At 44.2% G+C, this 15,657-nt stretch carries 16 protein-coding genes and 1 riboswitch; of the genes, 7 read left to right on the forward strand and 9 right to left on the reverse strand.

The window, feature by feature from the left end; genetic code table 11:
* Positions 1-71: 71 nt before the first annotated feature.
* The 4 genes from menB to BLR82_RS07095 all read right to left on the reverse strand — a co-directional run bounded on the left by menB (position 72) and on the right by BLR82_RS07095 (position 4,959).
* Positions 72-890 (reverse strand): 1,4-dihydroxy-2-naphthoyl-CoA synthase, encoded by an 819-nt coding sequence (gene menB, locus BLR82_RS07080; RefSeq protein ID WP_074598339.1) that lies wholly within the window; start codon positions 888-890, stop codon positions 72-74.
* Between the two features lie 123 nt (positions 891-1,013).
* Entirely contained in the window at positions 1,014-1,883 is an 870-nt protein-coding gene (gene menH, locus BLR82_RS07085; protein ID WP_342721338.1) for a 2-succinyl-6-hydroxy-2,4-cyclohexadiene-1-carboxylate synthase, read from the reverse strand.
* A complete protein-coding gene (gene menD / locus BLR82_RS07090) occupies positions 1,823-3,571 on the reverse strand; it encodes a 2-succinyl-5-enolpyruvyl-6-hydroxy-3-cyclohexene-1-carboxylic-acid synthase (protein WP_074598341.1) in 1,749 nt (582 codons plus the stop codon). The genes menH and menD overlap by 61 nt, the downstream gene beginning before the upstream one ends.
* Positions 3,568-4,959, reverse strand: a complete 1,392-nt coding sequence (locus tag BLR82_RS07095) for an isochorismate synthase (RefSeq protein ID WP_074598342.1) — start codon at positions 4,957-4,959, stop codon at positions 3,568-3,570. The genes menD and BLR82_RS07095 overlap by 4 nt, the downstream gene beginning before the upstream one ends.
* A 361-nt stretch (positions 4,960-5,320) precedes the next feature.
* Here BLR82_RS07095 and BLR82_RS07100 point away from each other — a divergent pair, with 361 nt between their 5' ends.
* From BLR82_RS07100 to BLR82_RS07110, 3 genes are all read left to right on the forward strand, one after another.
* A complete protein-coding gene (locus BLR82_RS07100) occupies positions 5,321-6,268 on the forward strand; it encodes a 1,4-dihydroxy-2-naphthoate polyprenyltransferase (protein WP_074598343.1) in 948 nt (315 codons plus the stop codon).
* Between the two features lie 134 nt (positions 6,269-6,402).
* Positions 6,403-6,798: a hotdog fold thioesterase gene (locus BLR82_RS07105; protein WP_074598344.1), complete on the forward strand. Its 396-nt coding sequence runs from the start codon at positions 6,403-6,405 to the stop codon at positions 6,796-6,798.
* Positions 6,799-6,979: 181 nt separating this feature from the next.
* Positions 6,980-7,351 carry a TraR/DksA C4-type zinc finger protein gene (locus BLR82_RS07110; RefSeq protein WP_074598345.1) on the forward strand — a complete coding sequence of 124 codons (372 nt, stop codon included), beginning with the start codon at positions 6,980-6,982 and terminating at the stop codon, positions 7,349-7,351.
* 49 nt (positions 7,352-7,400) lie between these two features.
* Here BLR82_RS07110 and BLR82_RS07115 read toward each other — a convergent pair whose 3' ends face one another.
* Positions 7,401-7,988, reverse strand: a complete 588-nt coding sequence (locus tag BLR82_RS07115) for an ECF transporter S component (RefSeq protein ID WP_281242165.1) — start codon at positions 7,986-7,988, stop codon at positions 7,401-7,403.
* Positions 7,989-8,151: 163 nt separating this feature from the next.
* Positions 8,152-8,299, reverse strand: a riboswitch (FMN riboswitch).
* Between the two features lie 64 nt (positions 8,300-8,363).
* On the reverse strand, positions 8,364-9,422 hold the full coding sequence (locus BLR82_RS07120; RefSeq protein WP_074598347.1) for a M20/M25/M40 family metallo-hydrolase: 1,059 nt from the start codon (positions 9,420-9,422) through the stop codon (positions 8,364-8,366).
* 109 nt (positions 9,423-9,531) lie between these two features.
* Between BLR82_RS07120 and BLR82_RS07125 the strand changes: the two genes are divergently transcribed.
* Both BLR82_RS07125 and BLR82_RS07130 read left to right on the forward strand, forming a co-directional pair.
* Positions 9,532-10,089, forward strand: coding sequence for a thioredoxin family protein (locus BLR82_RS07125; protein ID WP_074598348.1), 558 nt, complete (start codon positions 9,532-9,534; stop codon positions 10,087-10,089).
* Between the two features lie 96 nt (positions 10,090-10,185).
* A complete protein-coding gene (locus BLR82_RS07130; RefSeq protein WP_074598349.1) occupies positions 10,186-11,184 on the forward strand; it encodes a potassium channel family protein in 999 nt (332 codons plus the stop codon).
* Here BLR82_RS07130 and BLR82_RS07135 read toward each other — a convergent pair.
* Positions 11,167-11,574: a YugN-like family protein gene (locus tag BLR82_RS07135; protein ID WP_074598350.1), complete on the reverse strand. Its 408-nt coding sequence runs from the start codon at positions 11,572-11,574 to the stop codon at positions 11,167-11,169. The two genes, BLR82_RS07130 and BLR82_RS07135, sit on opposite strands and share 18 nt — an antisense overlap.
* Before the next feature lie 299 nt (positions 11,575-11,873).
* Positions 11,874-13,226, reverse strand: coding sequence for a glucose-6-phosphate isomerase (locus BLR82_RS07140; RefSeq protein WP_074598351.1), 1,353 nt, complete (start codon positions 13,224-13,226; stop codon positions 11,874-11,876).
* Between the two features lie 247 nt (positions 13,227-13,473).
* Between BLR82_RS07140 and BLR82_RS07145 the strand changes: the two genes are divergently transcribed.
* Positions 13,474-13,713 carry a DUF378 domain-containing protein gene (locus BLR82_RS07145; RefSeq protein ID WP_026569605.1) on the forward strand — a complete coding sequence of 80 codons (240 nt, stop codon included), beginning with the start codon at positions 13,474-13,476 and terminating at the stop codon, positions 13,711-13,713.
* 189 nt (positions 13,714-13,902) lie between these two features.
* Here the strand turns inward: BLR82_RS07145 and yugI are convergent, their stop codons facing one another.
* The gene (yugI, locus tag BLR82_RS07150; protein WP_074598352.1) at positions 13,903-14,292 is read right to left on the reverse strand and encodes a S1 domain-containing post-transcriptional regulator GSP13; all 390 of its coding nucleotides are present in this window, start codon (positions 14,290-14,292) and stop codon (positions 13,903-13,905) included.
* 337 nt (positions 14,293-14,629) lie between these two features.
* Here yugI and BLR82_RS07155 point away from each other — a divergent pair, with 337 nt between their 5' ends.
* Positions 14,630-15,466 carry an alpha/beta fold hydrolase gene (locus BLR82_RS07155; RefSeq protein WP_074598353.1) on the forward strand — a complete coding sequence of 279 codons (837 nt, stop codon included), beginning with the start codon at positions 14,630-14,632 and terminating at the stop codon, positions 15,464-15,466.
* Positions 15,467-15,657 lie beyond the last annotated feature (191 nt).

The raw sequence follows: 15,657 nt of genomic DNA on the forward strand, positions 1-15,657 counted from the left end.
ACCGAACGAGTTCGAATATTTTTTTCGATTCACCGTTCGGTTTTGTCATTATGCGTTTGTCCCAGTTCTAATTAAGGGAAACGCGGAAATTGTTTGAAGTCCGGTTTACGCTTTTCCTTAAAGGCGTCTCTTCCTTCCTTCGCCTCATCTGTTGTGTAATACAGCAATGTCGCATCGCCGCCCATTTGTTGCAATCCAGCCAAGCCATCTGTATCAGCGTTGAAAGAAGCTTTTAAGAAACGCAGAGCAGTCGGTGATTTTTCCAGCATTTCCTGGCACCATTGTACGGTTTCCTCTTCGAGCTTATCCAATGGCACTACAGTGTTGACCAAGCCCATGTCCTCGGCCTCTTTTGCACTGTACTGACGGCACAAGTACCAGATTTCCCTTGCCTTTTTGTGACCGACAATTCTAGCCAGAAGACCAGCGCCATAACCGGCATCGAAACTTCCAACCTTAGGACCTGTTTGTCCGAACACCGCATTATCGGCAGCAATCGTCAAATCACACACAACATGTAGGACATGGCCGCCCCCGATTGCATAACCGGAAACCATTGCTACTACCGGTTTTGGAATAACACGGATCAGGCGCTGTAAATCCAGCACATTCAGGCGGGGAATTTGATCCTCACCAACGTAACCGCCGTGACCGCGGACTTTCTGGTCTCCTCCTGCACAAAAAGCTTCATCACCTGCACCAGCAAGGACAATAACACCAATATTGGAGTTGTCACGTGCCCGGGTAAACGCGTCTATCAATTCATTTGTTGTTTCCGGACGGAATGCATTGCGCACTTCTGGACGGTTAATCGTAATTTTTGCAATTCCATTATAAGATTCGTAAAGAATATCTTCGTATTCCCTTTCTGTAACCCACTCAATTGCCATAGGGATACCCTCCATTCAAAATTGTTTTAGTTCTTGCTGTCGGGAAGCTAAGAGCTCTTCGGGGAGTCTTCATAGAAGCACCATAAAAATAATTCTCGAATTCACCTGACTCATCAGCTTCCTTTAGACATTATTCAACAAGAATTCATGTACTATTGTATCAAATTTTTGTGGTTGCTCCACATGAATTGCATGCCCAGATAACGGAATTATTTTTAACTCGCTGGACAGTATGCTCTGGTGCATCTCTTCCGCAATGTCGACGAACTTCTGATCTATTTCTCCCGCAAGAAGTAAAACCGGCAAGCGAATGTCACCCAGTTCTCCCCACCAGGATGGCTGCGCACCCGTCCCCATCCCGATTAGCGAATCGGCAAGGCCTCGCTGTGTATGACTTAATCTTTCCTGACGGATCCGATTTTTGATTGAATCTGGAAGTTTATTTTGCGACTCAAATAGAGGAAGGTTCTCCCAATAGTCCACAAACCGAGGCACACCTTCTCCCAGGATTCTTTCGGCCAGTGCCTCGTCTTTTGTCTTCCTTGCAAGTTGTTCGTCAGGCGAACCGAGACCAGGAGATGCACTTTCCAGGATCAGTGACTGAACTCGCTCAGGTTTCAATACCGCAAAAGACAATGCCGCCCTTCCACCTAGTGAGTAACCAAGTAAATTAACCTTTGAAATAGAAAGCTGGTTCAGGAGTTGTTCCAAGTCCTCACAGAAATCCTCCATCCGGATAGGGCCTTGTGTTTTCGTCTTTCCGTGCCCAGGCAAATCGAGCAGCAATACCCGAAACCCATCCTTCCACTTTTCAGCAAAATCCTGCCAGCTTTCACTGCTTCCGGTAAAACCGTGCAGCAGTAGCAAAGGGGGACCGCTGCCAACTTCTTCTAACCAATATTGTTTACTGCCGATTGTATAATGCATCTTTATCACCCGCCAAGATAATCTAGCAAACGATGTTCGATTTCCTTCCACTTTTCTCGATGCCATTCCACATTTTCCTGCCGATTCGTTTGTACTTCAATAATAGACAATCCCTCATAGCGGTAACTATCAGTCAAGGCCTGCCGCAAGTCGCTCCAGGTTTCCGGCTTGGTGTACTTCCCTTCATACAGCGAGCTTGCGTGTTTAAAATCAATGTCTAACGGGGTGCCGAAAATGGTCTCGAAGTGGCTGGTCTGCCCTGCCTGTGGCAAGAACGAAAAAATCCCTCCACCGTTGTTGTTGATTAATACCACTGTTAAATTGAGATGATATTGCTTGGCCGCCATCAACCCGTTGAGATCATGGAAAAAGGTTACATCACCTAATAAGAGCGTCACTTTTTCCCCTCGGGACGCTGCACCAAGTGCTGAGGAAGTGGTGCCATCAATACCGTTTGCTCCTCTATTGCCTAGTACCCGGATTGATTTCGGCGTAGACATAAAAAATGTATCCATATCACGGATGGGCATACTGTTGCCTACATAAATCGTACTTTGCTCCGGGGCAGCATCTGCCAGCTGCTTCACCGTATGTCCCTCGGTCAAAGAGAATTGTTCTCTTTTTTCCTCAAGAAGCTGTGCTTTGGCCATTTTGTTCATTTCCCTCCAGGTTTCAAGCCATTGTTGATTGTAGGAGGGGGCTGTTCCATGAAGCGATAAATCCTGACAGAGGTGGATTGGATCGGCATATATGAATTGTGCAGGAGTGCCAGCAGGCTCACGGTAACCTTGATGCGGTTCTACCACAAAATGTTCGATATCCGGGTGTTCTTTGACAAACAGCAAATACGGCTTGGAAACAGGCATGGCACCAAAACGGATAATAAAGTCCGGTTCTATTCGATCCCTGACTTGCTTGCTTTTCAGTATGGCATCATAGCTTTCCATTACATTCACTTTGTCATGCTGACCGGCTCTCAACTGGGACAACGGATCGGCGAGCACGGGAAGCTTCCACTTTTCTGCTAAATCGCAAACAGCTTCCGCCAAATCCGGATCGAATTGAGGACCGCAGACAAGCAAACCCTTTTGGTGCATAGCCAGACGTTCTACCAGCTTGTCAAGTTGGTGTGGCTCCAATCTTTTCTCCCCGGAAAATGTCGGATGATGGGATTTTCCATTGCTGCCCCTCCATAGATTATTCAACGAAAAATCAGGCATTAAAGGTTCACGGAATGGAAAATTCAGATGTACTGGACCGGGATTCCCCTCTGAGGCTGTATGAAAAGCTCTGGCCGCTTTGCTTCGTGCATATTGCAGCATGCCAGGTGCCTCCTCTGGAAGTGCCATTTCCTGAAACCATTTGGCGTATTTTCCAAACATCTCGATTTGCTCAATTGCCTGCGGTGCCCCTACATCCCGAAGTTCGTGTGGACGATCCGCCGTCAGTACGAGCAGGGGAACACGACTGTAGTACGCTTCTACAATCGCAGGAAAATAATTGGCCGCTGCTGTCCCGGATGTACAAACCATAGCAACGGGTTTATTTTGCTGCTTGGCCATACCGAGAGCAAAGTAGGCCGCCGAGCGCTCATCCATGTTCACCCAATGTTTGATATGTGGGTGTTCAGCGAAAGTGACAGCGAGGGGCGTGGAGCGAGATCCGGGTGAAACAACTACATCTCTCAGTCCGCTATGATAAAGTTCATCAACAAAGTTAGCAGTATATCTGGTCAATGCCTCGGTATAACTCATGATTGCCCTCCTAAAACAGACAGGATCGGTGTGAATTTTATATTTGTTTCCTGATATTCCTCTTCAGGGTTTGAATCTTTGACAACACCGCATCCGGCAAATAGAGAAGCATGATCACCCTGAATCAGCGCCGAGCGAATAGCAACGGCGAATTCCCCGTTTTGGAAGGCATCAAGCCAGCCAATCGGTGCACCGTACCAGCCGCGATCCAGATGTTCGTGTTCACGGATGAATGCTACCGACTCTTCGCTTGGCAACCCGCCCAACGCAGGCGTCGGATGGAGCTGTTTCACAATATCGAGTATGGTATAGCCGTCATGGAGAACCGCCTCTACAGGTGTATAGAGATGCTGCAAATTTTTCAACGGATATAAAACTGGCTCATCGGGAACCCGGACCTGTTCACAACATGCGGATACGGCTTTCTTGATCATTTCCACCACAAACTGATGTTCACTGCGGTTTTTTTTATCGGTCAGTAGCTGTTGGCCGATCCGATTATCTTCTGCTTCCGTTATTCCCCGGGGCGCAGTGCCGGCTAGACACGTAGACAGTAACTTTTTATCCTCTATCTTCACCAAGCGTTCCGGTGTAGCACCTAAAAAACAATCGTCGCCGTTTTCAAAGGCAAAAATGTAACTATTCGTCTGGGAGTCTGTTAATGCATTTAAAACCGGCGCCACATTTGCCTTGTCCGAAAATTGAACGCGAAGCTCACGGGCAAGCACGATTTTTTCGGTTCCCCCTTGCTTGATCGTTTCCGTCGCCTGACGTACGAGCTGCTTCCATGCTAAGGGTTCTACTTCACTCTTTGATGAAACAAAAGGACCATCAGGCAATGTAGTAGCAGACAAAAGCAAGCGTCTCTCTTTCTCCAAGCGCTGTTCAATATCAGCTGACCTGTCGTCCTGATTAACAACGATATTGCTCGTTAAATAATGTTTTCCGTTTACCACTGTCAGCAAGTAAGCGGGTATTCGAAGCTTGCTGTCGGGAAAAGACTTCCACAAGGAAGTGACAGGTTTCGCAGGATCAAAAGAGAATCCACCAAAGGCAATTGGCCCTGTCCCCGGTTTACGTTGGGGATTATGGATGATCGCTTCCTGGATTATTTTCTTCCACTTACTTTCCATTTGTTCAAATCGATTATTTCCGGAAGCAGTTAAGGCGCAGGCCTCCCCTGCCCCTGCCAGCATGAGACTACCCGCAGCATTCCCCCAAAAAATACGTCCGCCATCAAAAGAAAAACCGTTGGCAAAAAAAGAAATCGGATCGATTGCAGGCACCGGCTCGGTAAAACTTAATAATTGGGAATCCTGTTTTGACCTGGCGGCAGTCACTGCTTCCTCAACAGCAAGTCCCAATTCTTTCAATTCTGTTTGGATCATGTATGATACCCTCCAATACAATAGGGAGAAAGTATATGATTATTTCTTCCAATAAAAAGATTGATAAGAACAGGAGTGACCACCTGTCCCTCGACAGGATAGTCGTCTCCGGTATCTAGTCGCCCATTACTTAGGCGCACATTAATAAAAAATATAACTTTTAAGCTATAAAAGCAAGTATTCAAGCCTGTAATACAGACTTGCGAACCACTATCTATTTTATTCCCTTTTTGTTCGTTTCTCAACAATTGCCACTAATTCCTATTAAATTATTATAATAGATAATTGACACCGTCCCGTCGTTTCCCTAAACTTAATATGATATACAACGATTTGAAGGCATACGTAAGGAGAGAACCATATGCAATCCCTTGATAAAAACGCAGTCAGCAGTGCGCTCAATGAAAAAGCAGGGTTTCAAGTCTGGTGGCGTCTGTTACGGCCACATACCCTTACCGCTTCGTTTGTACCTGTTTTTGTCGGTACAATGGCAGCACTGCTGGATGCTTCTGTTAATTTTTGGTTATTTGCAGCAATGCTGCTGGCTTCCATGCTTATCCAGGCGGCAACCAATATGTTCAATGAATACTATGATTTTGTCAGAGGGTTGGACAACGAAAAATCCGTCGGAATCGGCGGCACGATTGTTCGGGACGGAGTCGCTCCTCAGACAGTGCTACGCTTGGCGTTAAGTTTCTTCGCCGTAGCCATCCTGCTCGGTGTCTATATTTGCCTGGAATCCAGCTGGTGGATTGCCGCAATCGGAATCCTTTCCATGCTGTGCGGTTATTTATACACAGGCGGACCTTATCCCATCGCATACACCCCTTTTGGGGAATTGATTGCCGGTTTTTTCATGGGTACAGTCATTATCGGTATTAGTTACTTTATTCAAACGATGGAAGTAACCGGCTCCGTTGTATGGATTTCCATTCCTGTAGCCATCTTTATCGGCACGATCATGCTTTCTAATAACATCAGGGATTTGGAAGGTGACAAGGAAAACGGCAGAAAAACAATCGCTATTTTAATCGGCAGAAAAAATGCGGTGATACTGCTTGCTTCCTTATTTATTATCAGTTATTTGTTGATGGCAGTTTATGTATTTACAGGAATTCTGCCTATTTGGTCCTTCATCACCCTGCTTGGAACAAAAAAAGCGGTAAGTGCAGTCAAAGGCTTTAAAGGAAAAACCGTTAATTTGGAAATGATGCCGGCTATGAAGGCAACAGCGCAGACAAACACCTTTTTCGGGTTGCTGCTGGGACTGTCGTTGCTGATTGAATATTTCATTCCATTTCATTTTTAAGCACACCGAAGTAAACGACAAGCTGCCGACTTGTCGTTTTTTTATTCCATAATACGTAATGCCGGGATAGCCAGGAAGAAAATGGACGTTTCAACCTATCGGCCCGGGGAAATATGATAGAAAGGATGTTCTATATGAATCTTGAAAACACTTTAATGGAAGCACTTGGAATGCAGGTAATCACACAGGAGAAGAATTTAGTGGAAATAACCATGCCGGTAAACAAACAAACGCACCAGCCAATGGGTTATTTACATGGAGGGGCCAGCGTTGCATTGGCAGAATCAGCAGCAAGTATCGCTTCTTTTTTGAATATAGATGCAGACAAACAACAGATTTTCGGTATAGAAATCAATGCCAACCATATAAAAAGCAAACGTACCGGAATGGTTACCGGAAGGGCTACCCCCTTTCACCTCGGCAAGACGACCATGGTTTGGGATATTAAGATTGTGGACGAACAAGAGCGGCTAATATCTGTTTCCCGCTGTACTGTGGGAGTCGTACCCTTGAAAAATGAAGAAAAGTGAAGTGTCTGTTTAAAGGAGTACAGGCTAATCCGACACATCTTGGTGCAACTCCTGATTTACATCGTGCGTGCCACCGACATGCTTAACCCAAATTCTCGATGAAGTGGTGTCTTTCTAAGACAGAAAGGTACAACAGAGGAGCACTTATCCTGTCTGAACCTGTAAGAAAGGAGCAGAGTATATGGATCAAGAAAAACTTGCACACTATAAACAATTATTGGAAACGATGAAAAAAGAGGCACAAGAAGAACTCGGCCAAAATGCCGACAGCTATAATCTGGATAAAGAATATCCGGACGACTCGATTGGAGAGTTCACCAACTATGACAATCACCCGGCTGACTTGGGAACAGAGATGTTCGAGCGGGAAAAGGCGGCCACCCTCAACTCACAAGCACGACAACGATTGAGCGAAGTCGAACATGCGCTGGATAAAATCGACAAAGGCACTTACGGATTCAGTGAATCATCAGGAAAACCGATACCGGAAGAGCGTCTTGAGATAGAACCAACTGCACGTTATCTCGTCGAGGAGGTCGAGGGAAACGATTAAAAAGTCAAAAAGAGCATCTGCTTTCTGCAGATGCTCTTTTTTGTGGATGTTAAGACACGGCCAACCTCTTTTTCTCCAACCATGGCTTCAACTTTATAAACAGGGGCACGAAAAGGACTCCGATTACGATTCCTTTGATCACGTTGAAGGGAAGGATACCTCCTGTTACGGTCACCAATTTCACCTGGTCACTCATCGATTCCCAACCCATAAACAAACTATAAGCCGGCAGAAGGACAAAATAATTCAATACCCCCATCCCTACTGCCATAACGATCGTGCCTGTTACTAGTCCGGAAACGAGACTCTTTACCCCTTTGAACTTATGATAGAGCATGGATACGGGAACTATAAACAGGACACCGGCGAGGAAATTAGAAGCAATGCCGATTGGATCACCTGCACCCGTATAAATCAAATAAAGCATATTTTTGACCGCTTCCACTATAATTCCTGCTCCAGGTGAAAAAATCAGAGCGGCAATCAATGCCGGTACTTCACTGAAATCAACCTTCAAATATTGCGGGAGCATCGGAAGAGGAAAATTCAAAAACATCAACATCATCGAAATAGTACCCATTAGTGCCAAAATAATCAATTTTAATAAATGTGAAGATTGCTTGGTTGTTGTAGCCAATATCTTCTCCTCCTTCATCTTTTGCATCGAATCCTATCTGGCGATGAAGGTGAAACAGAATCCCTATGAATCAAGAAAACCATTAAAAAACCCTAAAGCTATTGAAGCTTCAGGGTTTATGTTCAGAGGGAATAAAGGCAGTATTAAACATGCCTTATCTGTTCCGTATCTTCTCCCATCCAGACTGTAACTGTCGGTCCTGGAATTGCACCAGGTCAGCCATCCGGCGTATGCCGAACAGGTCACGGACTTAGAGCATAAGCAAGCTCTTCACCGTCGGTCGGGAATTTCACCCTGCCCCGAAGATAGAATCGATATTTATTTAGTACTCTTATTATACTACCTATCCCCATATTTGCAAATAGAAACGTTCCATTAGTCTTCCAGCGGATTTAAGCTTTCATTGCCGGTCATCTCGGCAATCATCTTGACCAGTAAGTCAATTTCTTCATCCATATCCTTAATGCTGACTGTTTCTACCGGTGAGTGCATGTACCTTAGCGGAAGAGAAACGAGTCCAACTGGAACACCTCGGCCAGTAAGACGCATTTTGTCTGCATCAGTGCCTGTAGCACGTTGTGTCAATTCATACTGCACCCGCATGTTCAGGGAACGGGCTGCTCTCTCCAACAACTGATTGATTTTGATGTTGATCGGTGCTCCTTTTGCCAGGACTGGCCCTTTTTCCAATTGAACGTCCCCATATTTATTTTTGTTCACACCAGGGTAATCGGTCGCGAAAGTTACATCACAGGCAATCGCCATATCGGGTTCAATACCGGCAGCAGCAAAATAAGCACCACCCATATTGGTTTCCTCGTTTACTGTACTAGCTGCATACACCCCTACTTTTACTTGCTGCTCCGCCAGGCGTCGAAGTACTTCTGCCACCATGAAAGCACCTGTCCGATTATCCAGGCCGCGGCCGGATACATATCGATCGAGCAGCACTTCCGGCTCCCTTTTGTAGACGGCCAAATCACCGATTTGAACATACTTTTCCATTTCTTCTTTCGAGCGGGCGCCACAATCGATGAACAAGTCCTCTAAATCGAAATCACCTTTGATACCGCCATGATGTTGGGCATTGACACCGATCACTCCGGTGATTTCCTGTGCATAGCCTAATACCGTCACTTTCATTCCAATGGCCGCTTTGGGATTGATACCGCCCATTTTATCAAAGTGAAGATAACCCTGCTCATCAATCCGGTTGATCACGAGTGCGATTTCATCACAGTGACCCGCCAAGAGGATTTTGAATTCAGCATCCGGATTGAGAACACCGATTGCATTGCCCGCATTGTCGGTTATTACTTTGTCCGCAAAAGGTTTGACATAGTCAATCCATTTTTTTTGAATGTTCATTTCCATACTGGACGGAGATGGCGTCCGCAGCAACTCCATTAAAAATTGTTGTCTATTTTGTTCCATATGTAGTTCCTCCTTTATCACATAGGTTAATGATACCAAAAATTTGGGAAAACACTAAATGTTGTGAAGCTAGAATCCATTTTAATCGAAAAAATTAGGAGTGATCGTAGTGAATTTAGAAAAATGGTATCAAAAAGGTATCGGCCCAGATGAATATATTGAATCCATGCAGCAGCATAAAGAAAATTTGTTGTACGTATATGATCATTTTTCTTTACCTGAAAACGAACCGTTTTTTGACAAGATTGCTAAAGAAAATCTCCGTGTCATCGTCTTAACAGAAGATTGGTGTGGTGATGCCATGATGAATGTACCGATTTTGTTTCATCTCGCCGAACGGTCGGAAATGGACATACGCCTACTTGCTCGAGATCAAAACTTGGAGTTAATGGATCAATATTTAACAAATGGAAAAGCACGGTCCATTCCGATTTTCATTTTTATCGATGGTAAGGGCCAGGAGGTGGCAAAGTGGGGACCGCGGGCTCCCGAGGTTCAGCAGTTTATTGACGAATCCATGGCCAACCTTCCTGAAAAGGATGCAGCAGATTACCAAGAAAAGCGGCAGGAAATGTTCACTTTCGTAACCAAATCATTTCGAGATAACACGGACTTCTGGCAACAAACCTGTCAAAGCATTCTTTCCACTTTAAAACAGGCAATCTAATCCTGTTATCCCCGGCATAGACCGGGGATTTTTATACTATGGAGCAGACCTTTTGGAGATACTTGTAGTAAAAAAACAAAAGGTGAGCTTACACATATGCAAACACTTCTGCAAGTTTATTTCCGCATGCCGATATTTTTCCGTTTACTTTCATCTGTCCTTCTGTTGATGATGTTTTTTGGCATCTCTATCCATATCCTGGAGCCTGAACATTTCCCGACTATATTTGATGGTATTTGGTGGGCATTTGTCACCGGATCTACAGTAGGTTATGGGGACTATGTGCCGCTAAGTTCTTCCGGAAGACTTGTTGCCATCCTTCTGATTCTTGCTGGCGGTGGATTGGTGACATTTTATATGGCCACCATCTCTGCAGGAACCATCAAACATGAACGAGACCTTTCAAAAGGACTGGTAAAATACAGAGGCAAAGACCATATCATTCTGGTAGGCTGGAATGAACGAACAAAACAGCTCATGGAAATGATTGTCGAACGGGACATGCGAAAGCAAATCGTGTTGATAGACCACACCATGAATAATCTGCCTTATCAAAAACATCAGCTGCATTTTGTCCGGGGTTCCGCCTTTGAAGATGAGACGCTGGAAAAAGCAAACTTAAAACAGGCAAAATACGCAGTCGTTACCGCCGATCCTTCAAAAAAAGAACTTCAGGCGGACCAGGCAACAATCCTGACAGCAGTTGCCATTAAAGGGAACAACCCTGAAATTACGCTGATTACAGAAATATTAACGAAAGATCAAATAAAAAACGCCAGTCGGGCTGGCGCAGATTCAATCATTCGATCAAACGACTTTATGAGCACTTTGATATTCCATGAACTATTCCGCCATAAACCGGTCAAACCGTTTGAACTGCTGATACAAGTACTTGCAGACCAGCAGTTTCACCAATTCCCTTTGCCGGAAGAACTTGATGATAAGACTTTCTTACAATGCGCAGATTATTATGCTGTTTCGGAACAATTGTTAATCGGTATCATGCGGGACGAGCAAATGCTCGTCAATCCATCCTTTAGCACTAAACTCCAAAGAGGTGACACGTTAATTGTTCTTTCATCGCTCCATGAGTGACTGTTCCACTTCCTGGAGCAGTTTTTCTCCCTCTTCGACAAACTTATCCTTTACTTGTCCATCAGGATCTACCGGGGTTTGAAACTGGTCCACCGCACCTCTCAGGGCTCCATTGCGGCCGTCTGCATCCACTCCGGACTGGTAAACATGGGAAAGCACGAACGGTTTGCCTAGTTTGACGACGACCCCTGGTGAATCAAGCATGCCTTTTACTGCTTTGAAGGGAATTCGCAAAAACTGATAGCCGTCCTCGACACCCATTTTGTAATCAAACGATCCCTGGTCATAATCCCAGTTGCCGCCGATGGAAAAACCCATCGGTTTTAACGTTTCTTCCAGCGCATGAAGGGAAAAGTCACGATTCTCCAAATCAGATGGTATCGGAATCATCTTAAACTACCTCCTTTGTTATCAGCTTGCCCCGATCCTGTAATTTCATGAGAAATTCAAAGAAGCTTCGACGGCTGGATATGAATGGTAGGGAATGGTTCTCTTTTTCTTGATCAGACGTTTAGGTAGTCCATAGATAGAACGAAATTAATGATGGAGTCAGGAGGAATTCTGTACGTTTTGTGACAGCTTGTGACTAGTGGAAAAATCACGTTTTTGCAGAGAAACAATTGAATAAAAAAAGGGACTGCCAATAAGTTAAAAGCTTACCGACAGTTCCCTTTTTAGTAGCGTCTCATTTATTTTTTTAAACGATTTTCCAAATCCCGTTTTTGTTCCTCAAACCCTGGCTTTCCTAACAAAGCAAACATATTTTTCTTGTATGCTTCCACACCAGGCTGATCAAATGGATTGACACCCAGCAGGTAGCCGCTGACTGCACACGCTTTTTCAAAGAAATAGACGACATAACCGAACGTGTAGGCATCTAATTTTGGCAAGTGTACAATCAGGTTAGGTACTTGTCCGTCTGTATGGGCAAGCATTGTACCCTGGTATGCCTTTTGATTTACTTCATCAATTGTTTTCCCTGCAAGATAATTTAAACCATCCAAGTCTTGAGCATCTTTTTCGATGGTAATGTTCGACTTAGGCTCTTCAACGTGAAGCACCGTTTCAAACAAATCTCTTCTTCCTTCTTGCACATACTGGCCTAATGAGTGAAGGTCGGTAGAAAAGTTGGCAGAAGAAGGATATAACCCCTTAAAATCTTTGCCTTCGCTCTCCCCGAACAACTGCTTCCACCATTCAGCGAAATATTGAAGGGCTGGCTCATAGTTAATCAGCATTTCAATATTTTTACCTTTATTGTAAAAGACGTTACGGACAGCCGCATACTGATAAGCAGGATTTTCGTCCAGATTTTCAGATGATAGCTCCTGCTGGGCTTTGTATGCCCCTTCCATCATGGCATCGATATCAATCCCACTTGCAGCTATCGGAAGCAAACCTACCGCAGTAAGAACGGAATAACGGCCGCCTACATCATCTGGAATGACAAAGCTTTCGTAGCCTTCTTCGTTAGCCAGTGTTTTCAAGGCACCCTTTTGCTTGTCTGTCGTTGCATAAATTCGTTTTCTTGCTTCTTCCACGCCGTACTTATCTTCCAGATATTTGCGGAATAAACGGAATGCAATCGCCGGCTCTGTGGTCGTACCGCTCTTGGAAATAACGTTGATCGAAACATCCTTGCCTTCAAGCATGTCATATAGATCGTTCATATAAGGAGCACTGATACTATTTCCGACAAAGAAAACCTGCGGATTGCCGCGTTGCTCTTTACTCAGTTCATTATAGAAAGAATGATTAAGCATCTCGATAGCTGCCCTTGCTCCTAAGTAAGAACCGCCGATACCAATAACAAGCAAAACATCAGAGTCAGACTTGATTTTTTCAGCAGCCTTTTTTATTCGACTGAACTCCTCTTTGTCATAGTTTTCAGGAAGGTCCAGCCACCCTAAAAAGTCGCTTCCTGCTCCCGTTTGATTATGCAAAGCCTGGTGTGCAAGCATTACAGGTTCTTTTAAATAATCCAGTTCATGCTTACCAAAAAAGGATAGTGCACGATCATATTCAAAACTTATATGTGTCATCATTCTACCTCCAAAATTAGAAAATCAAGCTAACCTAAATGTACCGAAACCTAGTCGGTAAATCAAGCAATGCCCATCATCCATCCCTGTCAACCCACCCGTTCTCTAAAGAAAAGACGGGGTCAGTCCCCGCATTTTTGTCCCGCGTGGATTTATTTGTCCTGCCTGCCAGTGAGTTTTTTTTGTATATTTCTCGGGCTTCTGGGGATTGCTATTACTGGAAGTTAATTTGAAGGAGGGTTGCTGTGTGAATGCATTACAGCGTATTTCATTACTGCTTGTGATCATCGGTGCGGTAAACTGGGGTCTTGTAGGTTTATTCCAATTCGATTTAGTTGCAGCCTTATTCGGCGGCGGAGAACAAAGCGGTGCTTTTGCCAGAATTATTTACACATTGGTCGGCATCAGTGGACTGATTTGTTTATCGATGCTGTTTAAACCGGACGAGCAATTTGCAGATAAACGAGAACCAGAAACAGAAAGATAAAGTATATTGCCGTCTTGTACACCCCATGTACAGGACGGTTCTTTCAAAAAATGCATATATGCTACCGTTTGCCCAACCTATCTAAAGATTGATCTATTTTATCCTCTTACGAACGCAAAGGGACCCACCACGAATAACCTTAAATAATATAAAAAAACTGCCTGATTAGAAGGCAGTTTCAACATCTATTTAGTTTTTGTATGTGTTTTCGCGCTCTTTCGACTGCTCGATCCACTCTTCCAGCTTGTCCTTCAACGTGTTGAAGCCCGCTTGCTGGCTGTCCTGTTGAACGGCAGTGTTAGGCTTTTGACGCTTCGGCTCAGCCTTTTTCGGCGCCTCTTCTGTAGCACGGATGGATAAAGAATACTTATTTTTTTCTTCATCTATTTGAAGAATCTTCACTTTTACTTGATCGCCAACTGAAAGATGATCGTTAATATCCTTCACATAACCATGTGTCACTTCTGAAATATGAACAAGCCCCTGAACCTCATCATCCAATGCTACAAACGCACCGTAAGGCTGGATACCTGTTACTTTTCCTTCAATAATTTGTCCTGTTTCAAACTTCTCTGCCATGCTGAACAACTCCCGATTTTATTTTCATTGATTAATACACAATAAACTATTTTAGCATATAAAGTATATTCCCGCAAAAAATTGCATAAAACGGGAAATGTAAGACGCCGATAATACAAAATCATTCTTTTTTAAATTTTTTTGTTTTTTTATGTTTAAAAAGGGTTCAATACGGTTATACCTATAACTGTAAGACTTTCTCGTATTCCCCCTGTTGAAGACAAAGCAACGTTGCTTTGTCTTTTTTTTGCCTTCTAAATACTTTTCCTCTCGCTCAAATAAATCCTCAATAAATGTGGAATAATAATCGACAACTTCTATAAACCGGGGGATTGACATGGAAATAGCCAAACAGAAAAAAATCATTCGGTATCAGAATGTCGACATTCATTATCGAGTTTATCATTCTACCGGAAAAACCGACAACCCTTGCCTTTTTTTGCTGCACGGCTTTTTATCCAGCCAATTTTGCTTCCGAAAGATGATTCCCCAACTCCGCCGTCATTTCCAAATTATTACCCTGGATTTGCCTCCATTCGGAAAAAGTGAGAAGGCAAAGGCTTTTTGTTATTCTTACCAAAACATGGCCGATTTGGCCATGTATGTACTTGATGCATTGAATATTGAGAAGGTCTGGATAGGCGCTCACTCGATGGGTGGCCAGGTTGCCCTCCGCTGTGCGATGCATTATCCAGAAAGGATCGAAAGACTTATCTTGATGGCCCCGTCTTGTTACATGAAAAAGGCATCCAGAATGCTGAACACCTTCAGCGCATTCCCCCCTTCTCCCAAGCTCTTAAAAGTGGCACTACGTCGGGCCGGTGTCGACGGTATCTTAAAAAAATGTATGCATGATGAGCAGTTGATTACAAAGCGAATGATTGCTGTCTATACGAAACCTTTTCTGGAAAATGACATTTATTCCTGTCTCACCAAGTTGGTTCGGGACAGGGAAGGTGATTTGCCATCCTCCAGCCTACATACCATCGCCCAGCCATGTCTTATATTTTGGGGAAAACAGGATTTGATTTTGCCAGTTTCCACCAGCTATCGACTCTTGCGTGATTTACCCAACGCAGAATTGTGTACAATCAGCAGTGTGGGTCACTTCCTGCCAGAAGAAGCACCAGCACTTATCTGCGATTATATGCTGTCAAAAGTGGACCAAGGGTAGGAGTGAATTCATATCGTTTCCAATCTATTTTCCCTGTTTATATAATAAAGATGAGTAATGGTAGATAAGGCAGAGCTCAAAACGCTTTGCTTTCCACTTACAAGTCTGCGAACCAGGAGCGATTGCCACCGGGGAACGAAGACCTAAAAGATGTCGGCACTAAGCCATACAGCATCGCAGCATATATTACT

Origin of the sequence: Sediminibacillus halophilus (assembly GCF_900103695.1) — a bacterium.
Classification (GTDB): Bacteria; Bacillota; Bacilli; order Bacillales; family Amphibacillaceae; genus Sediminibacillus; species Sediminibacillus halophilus.

Excerpts from the sequence above, each read along its gene's own strand:
- BLR82_RS07120 (WP_074598347.1), bottom strand. The coding sequence starts at position 9,422 with ATGGAACAAAATAGACAACAATTTTTAATGGAGTTGCTGCGGACGCCA.
- BLR82_RS07140 (WP_074598351.1), bottom strand. The coding sequence starts at position 13,226 with ATGACACATATAAGTTTTGAATATGATCGTGCACTATCCTTTTTTGGT.
- menB (WP_074598339.1), bottom strand. The coding sequence starts at position 890 with ATGGCAATTGAGTGGGTTACAGAAAGGGAATACGAAGATATTCTTTAC.
- BLR82_RS07110 (WP_074598345.1), top strand. The coding sequence starts at position 6,980 with ATGGATCAAGAAAAACTTGCACACTATAAACAATTATTGGAAACGATG.
- BLR82_RS07155 (WP_074598353.1), top strand. The coding sequence starts at position 14,630 with ATGGAAATAGCCAAACAGAAAAAAATCATTCGGTATCAGAATGTCGAC.
- menH (WP_342721338.1), bottom strand. The coding sequence starts at position 1,883 with ATGGCATCGAGAAAAGTGGAAGGAAATCGAACATCGTTTGCTAGATTA.
- BLR82_RS07095 (WP_074598342.1), bottom strand. The coding sequence starts at position 4,959 with ATGATCCAAACAGAATTGAAAGAATTGGGACTTGCTGTTGAGGAAGCA.
- BLR82_RS07105 (WP_074598344.1), top strand. The coding sequence starts at position 6,403 with ATGAATCTTGAAAACACTTTAATGGAAGCACTTGGAATGCAGGTAATC.
- yugI (WP_074598352.1), bottom strand. The coding sequence starts at position 14,292 with ATGGCAGAGAAGTTTGAAACAGGACAAATTATTGAAGGAAAAGTAACA.
- BLR82_RS07130 (WP_074598349.1), top strand. The coding sequence starts at position 10,186 with ATGCAAACACTTCTGCAAGTTTATTTCCGCATGCCGATATTTTTCCGT.
- BLR82_RS07100 (WP_074598343.1), top strand. The coding sequence starts at position 5,321 with ATGCAATCCCTTGATAAAAACGCAGTCAGCAGTGCGCTCAATGAAAAA.
- BLR82_RS07135 (WP_074598350.1), bottom strand. The coding sequence starts at position 11,574 with ATGATTCCGATACCATCTGATTTGGAGAATCGTGACTTTTCCCTTCAT.
- menD (WP_074598341.1), bottom strand. The coding sequence starts at position 3,571 with ATGAGTTATACCGAGGCATTGACCAGATATACTGCTAACTTTGTTGAT.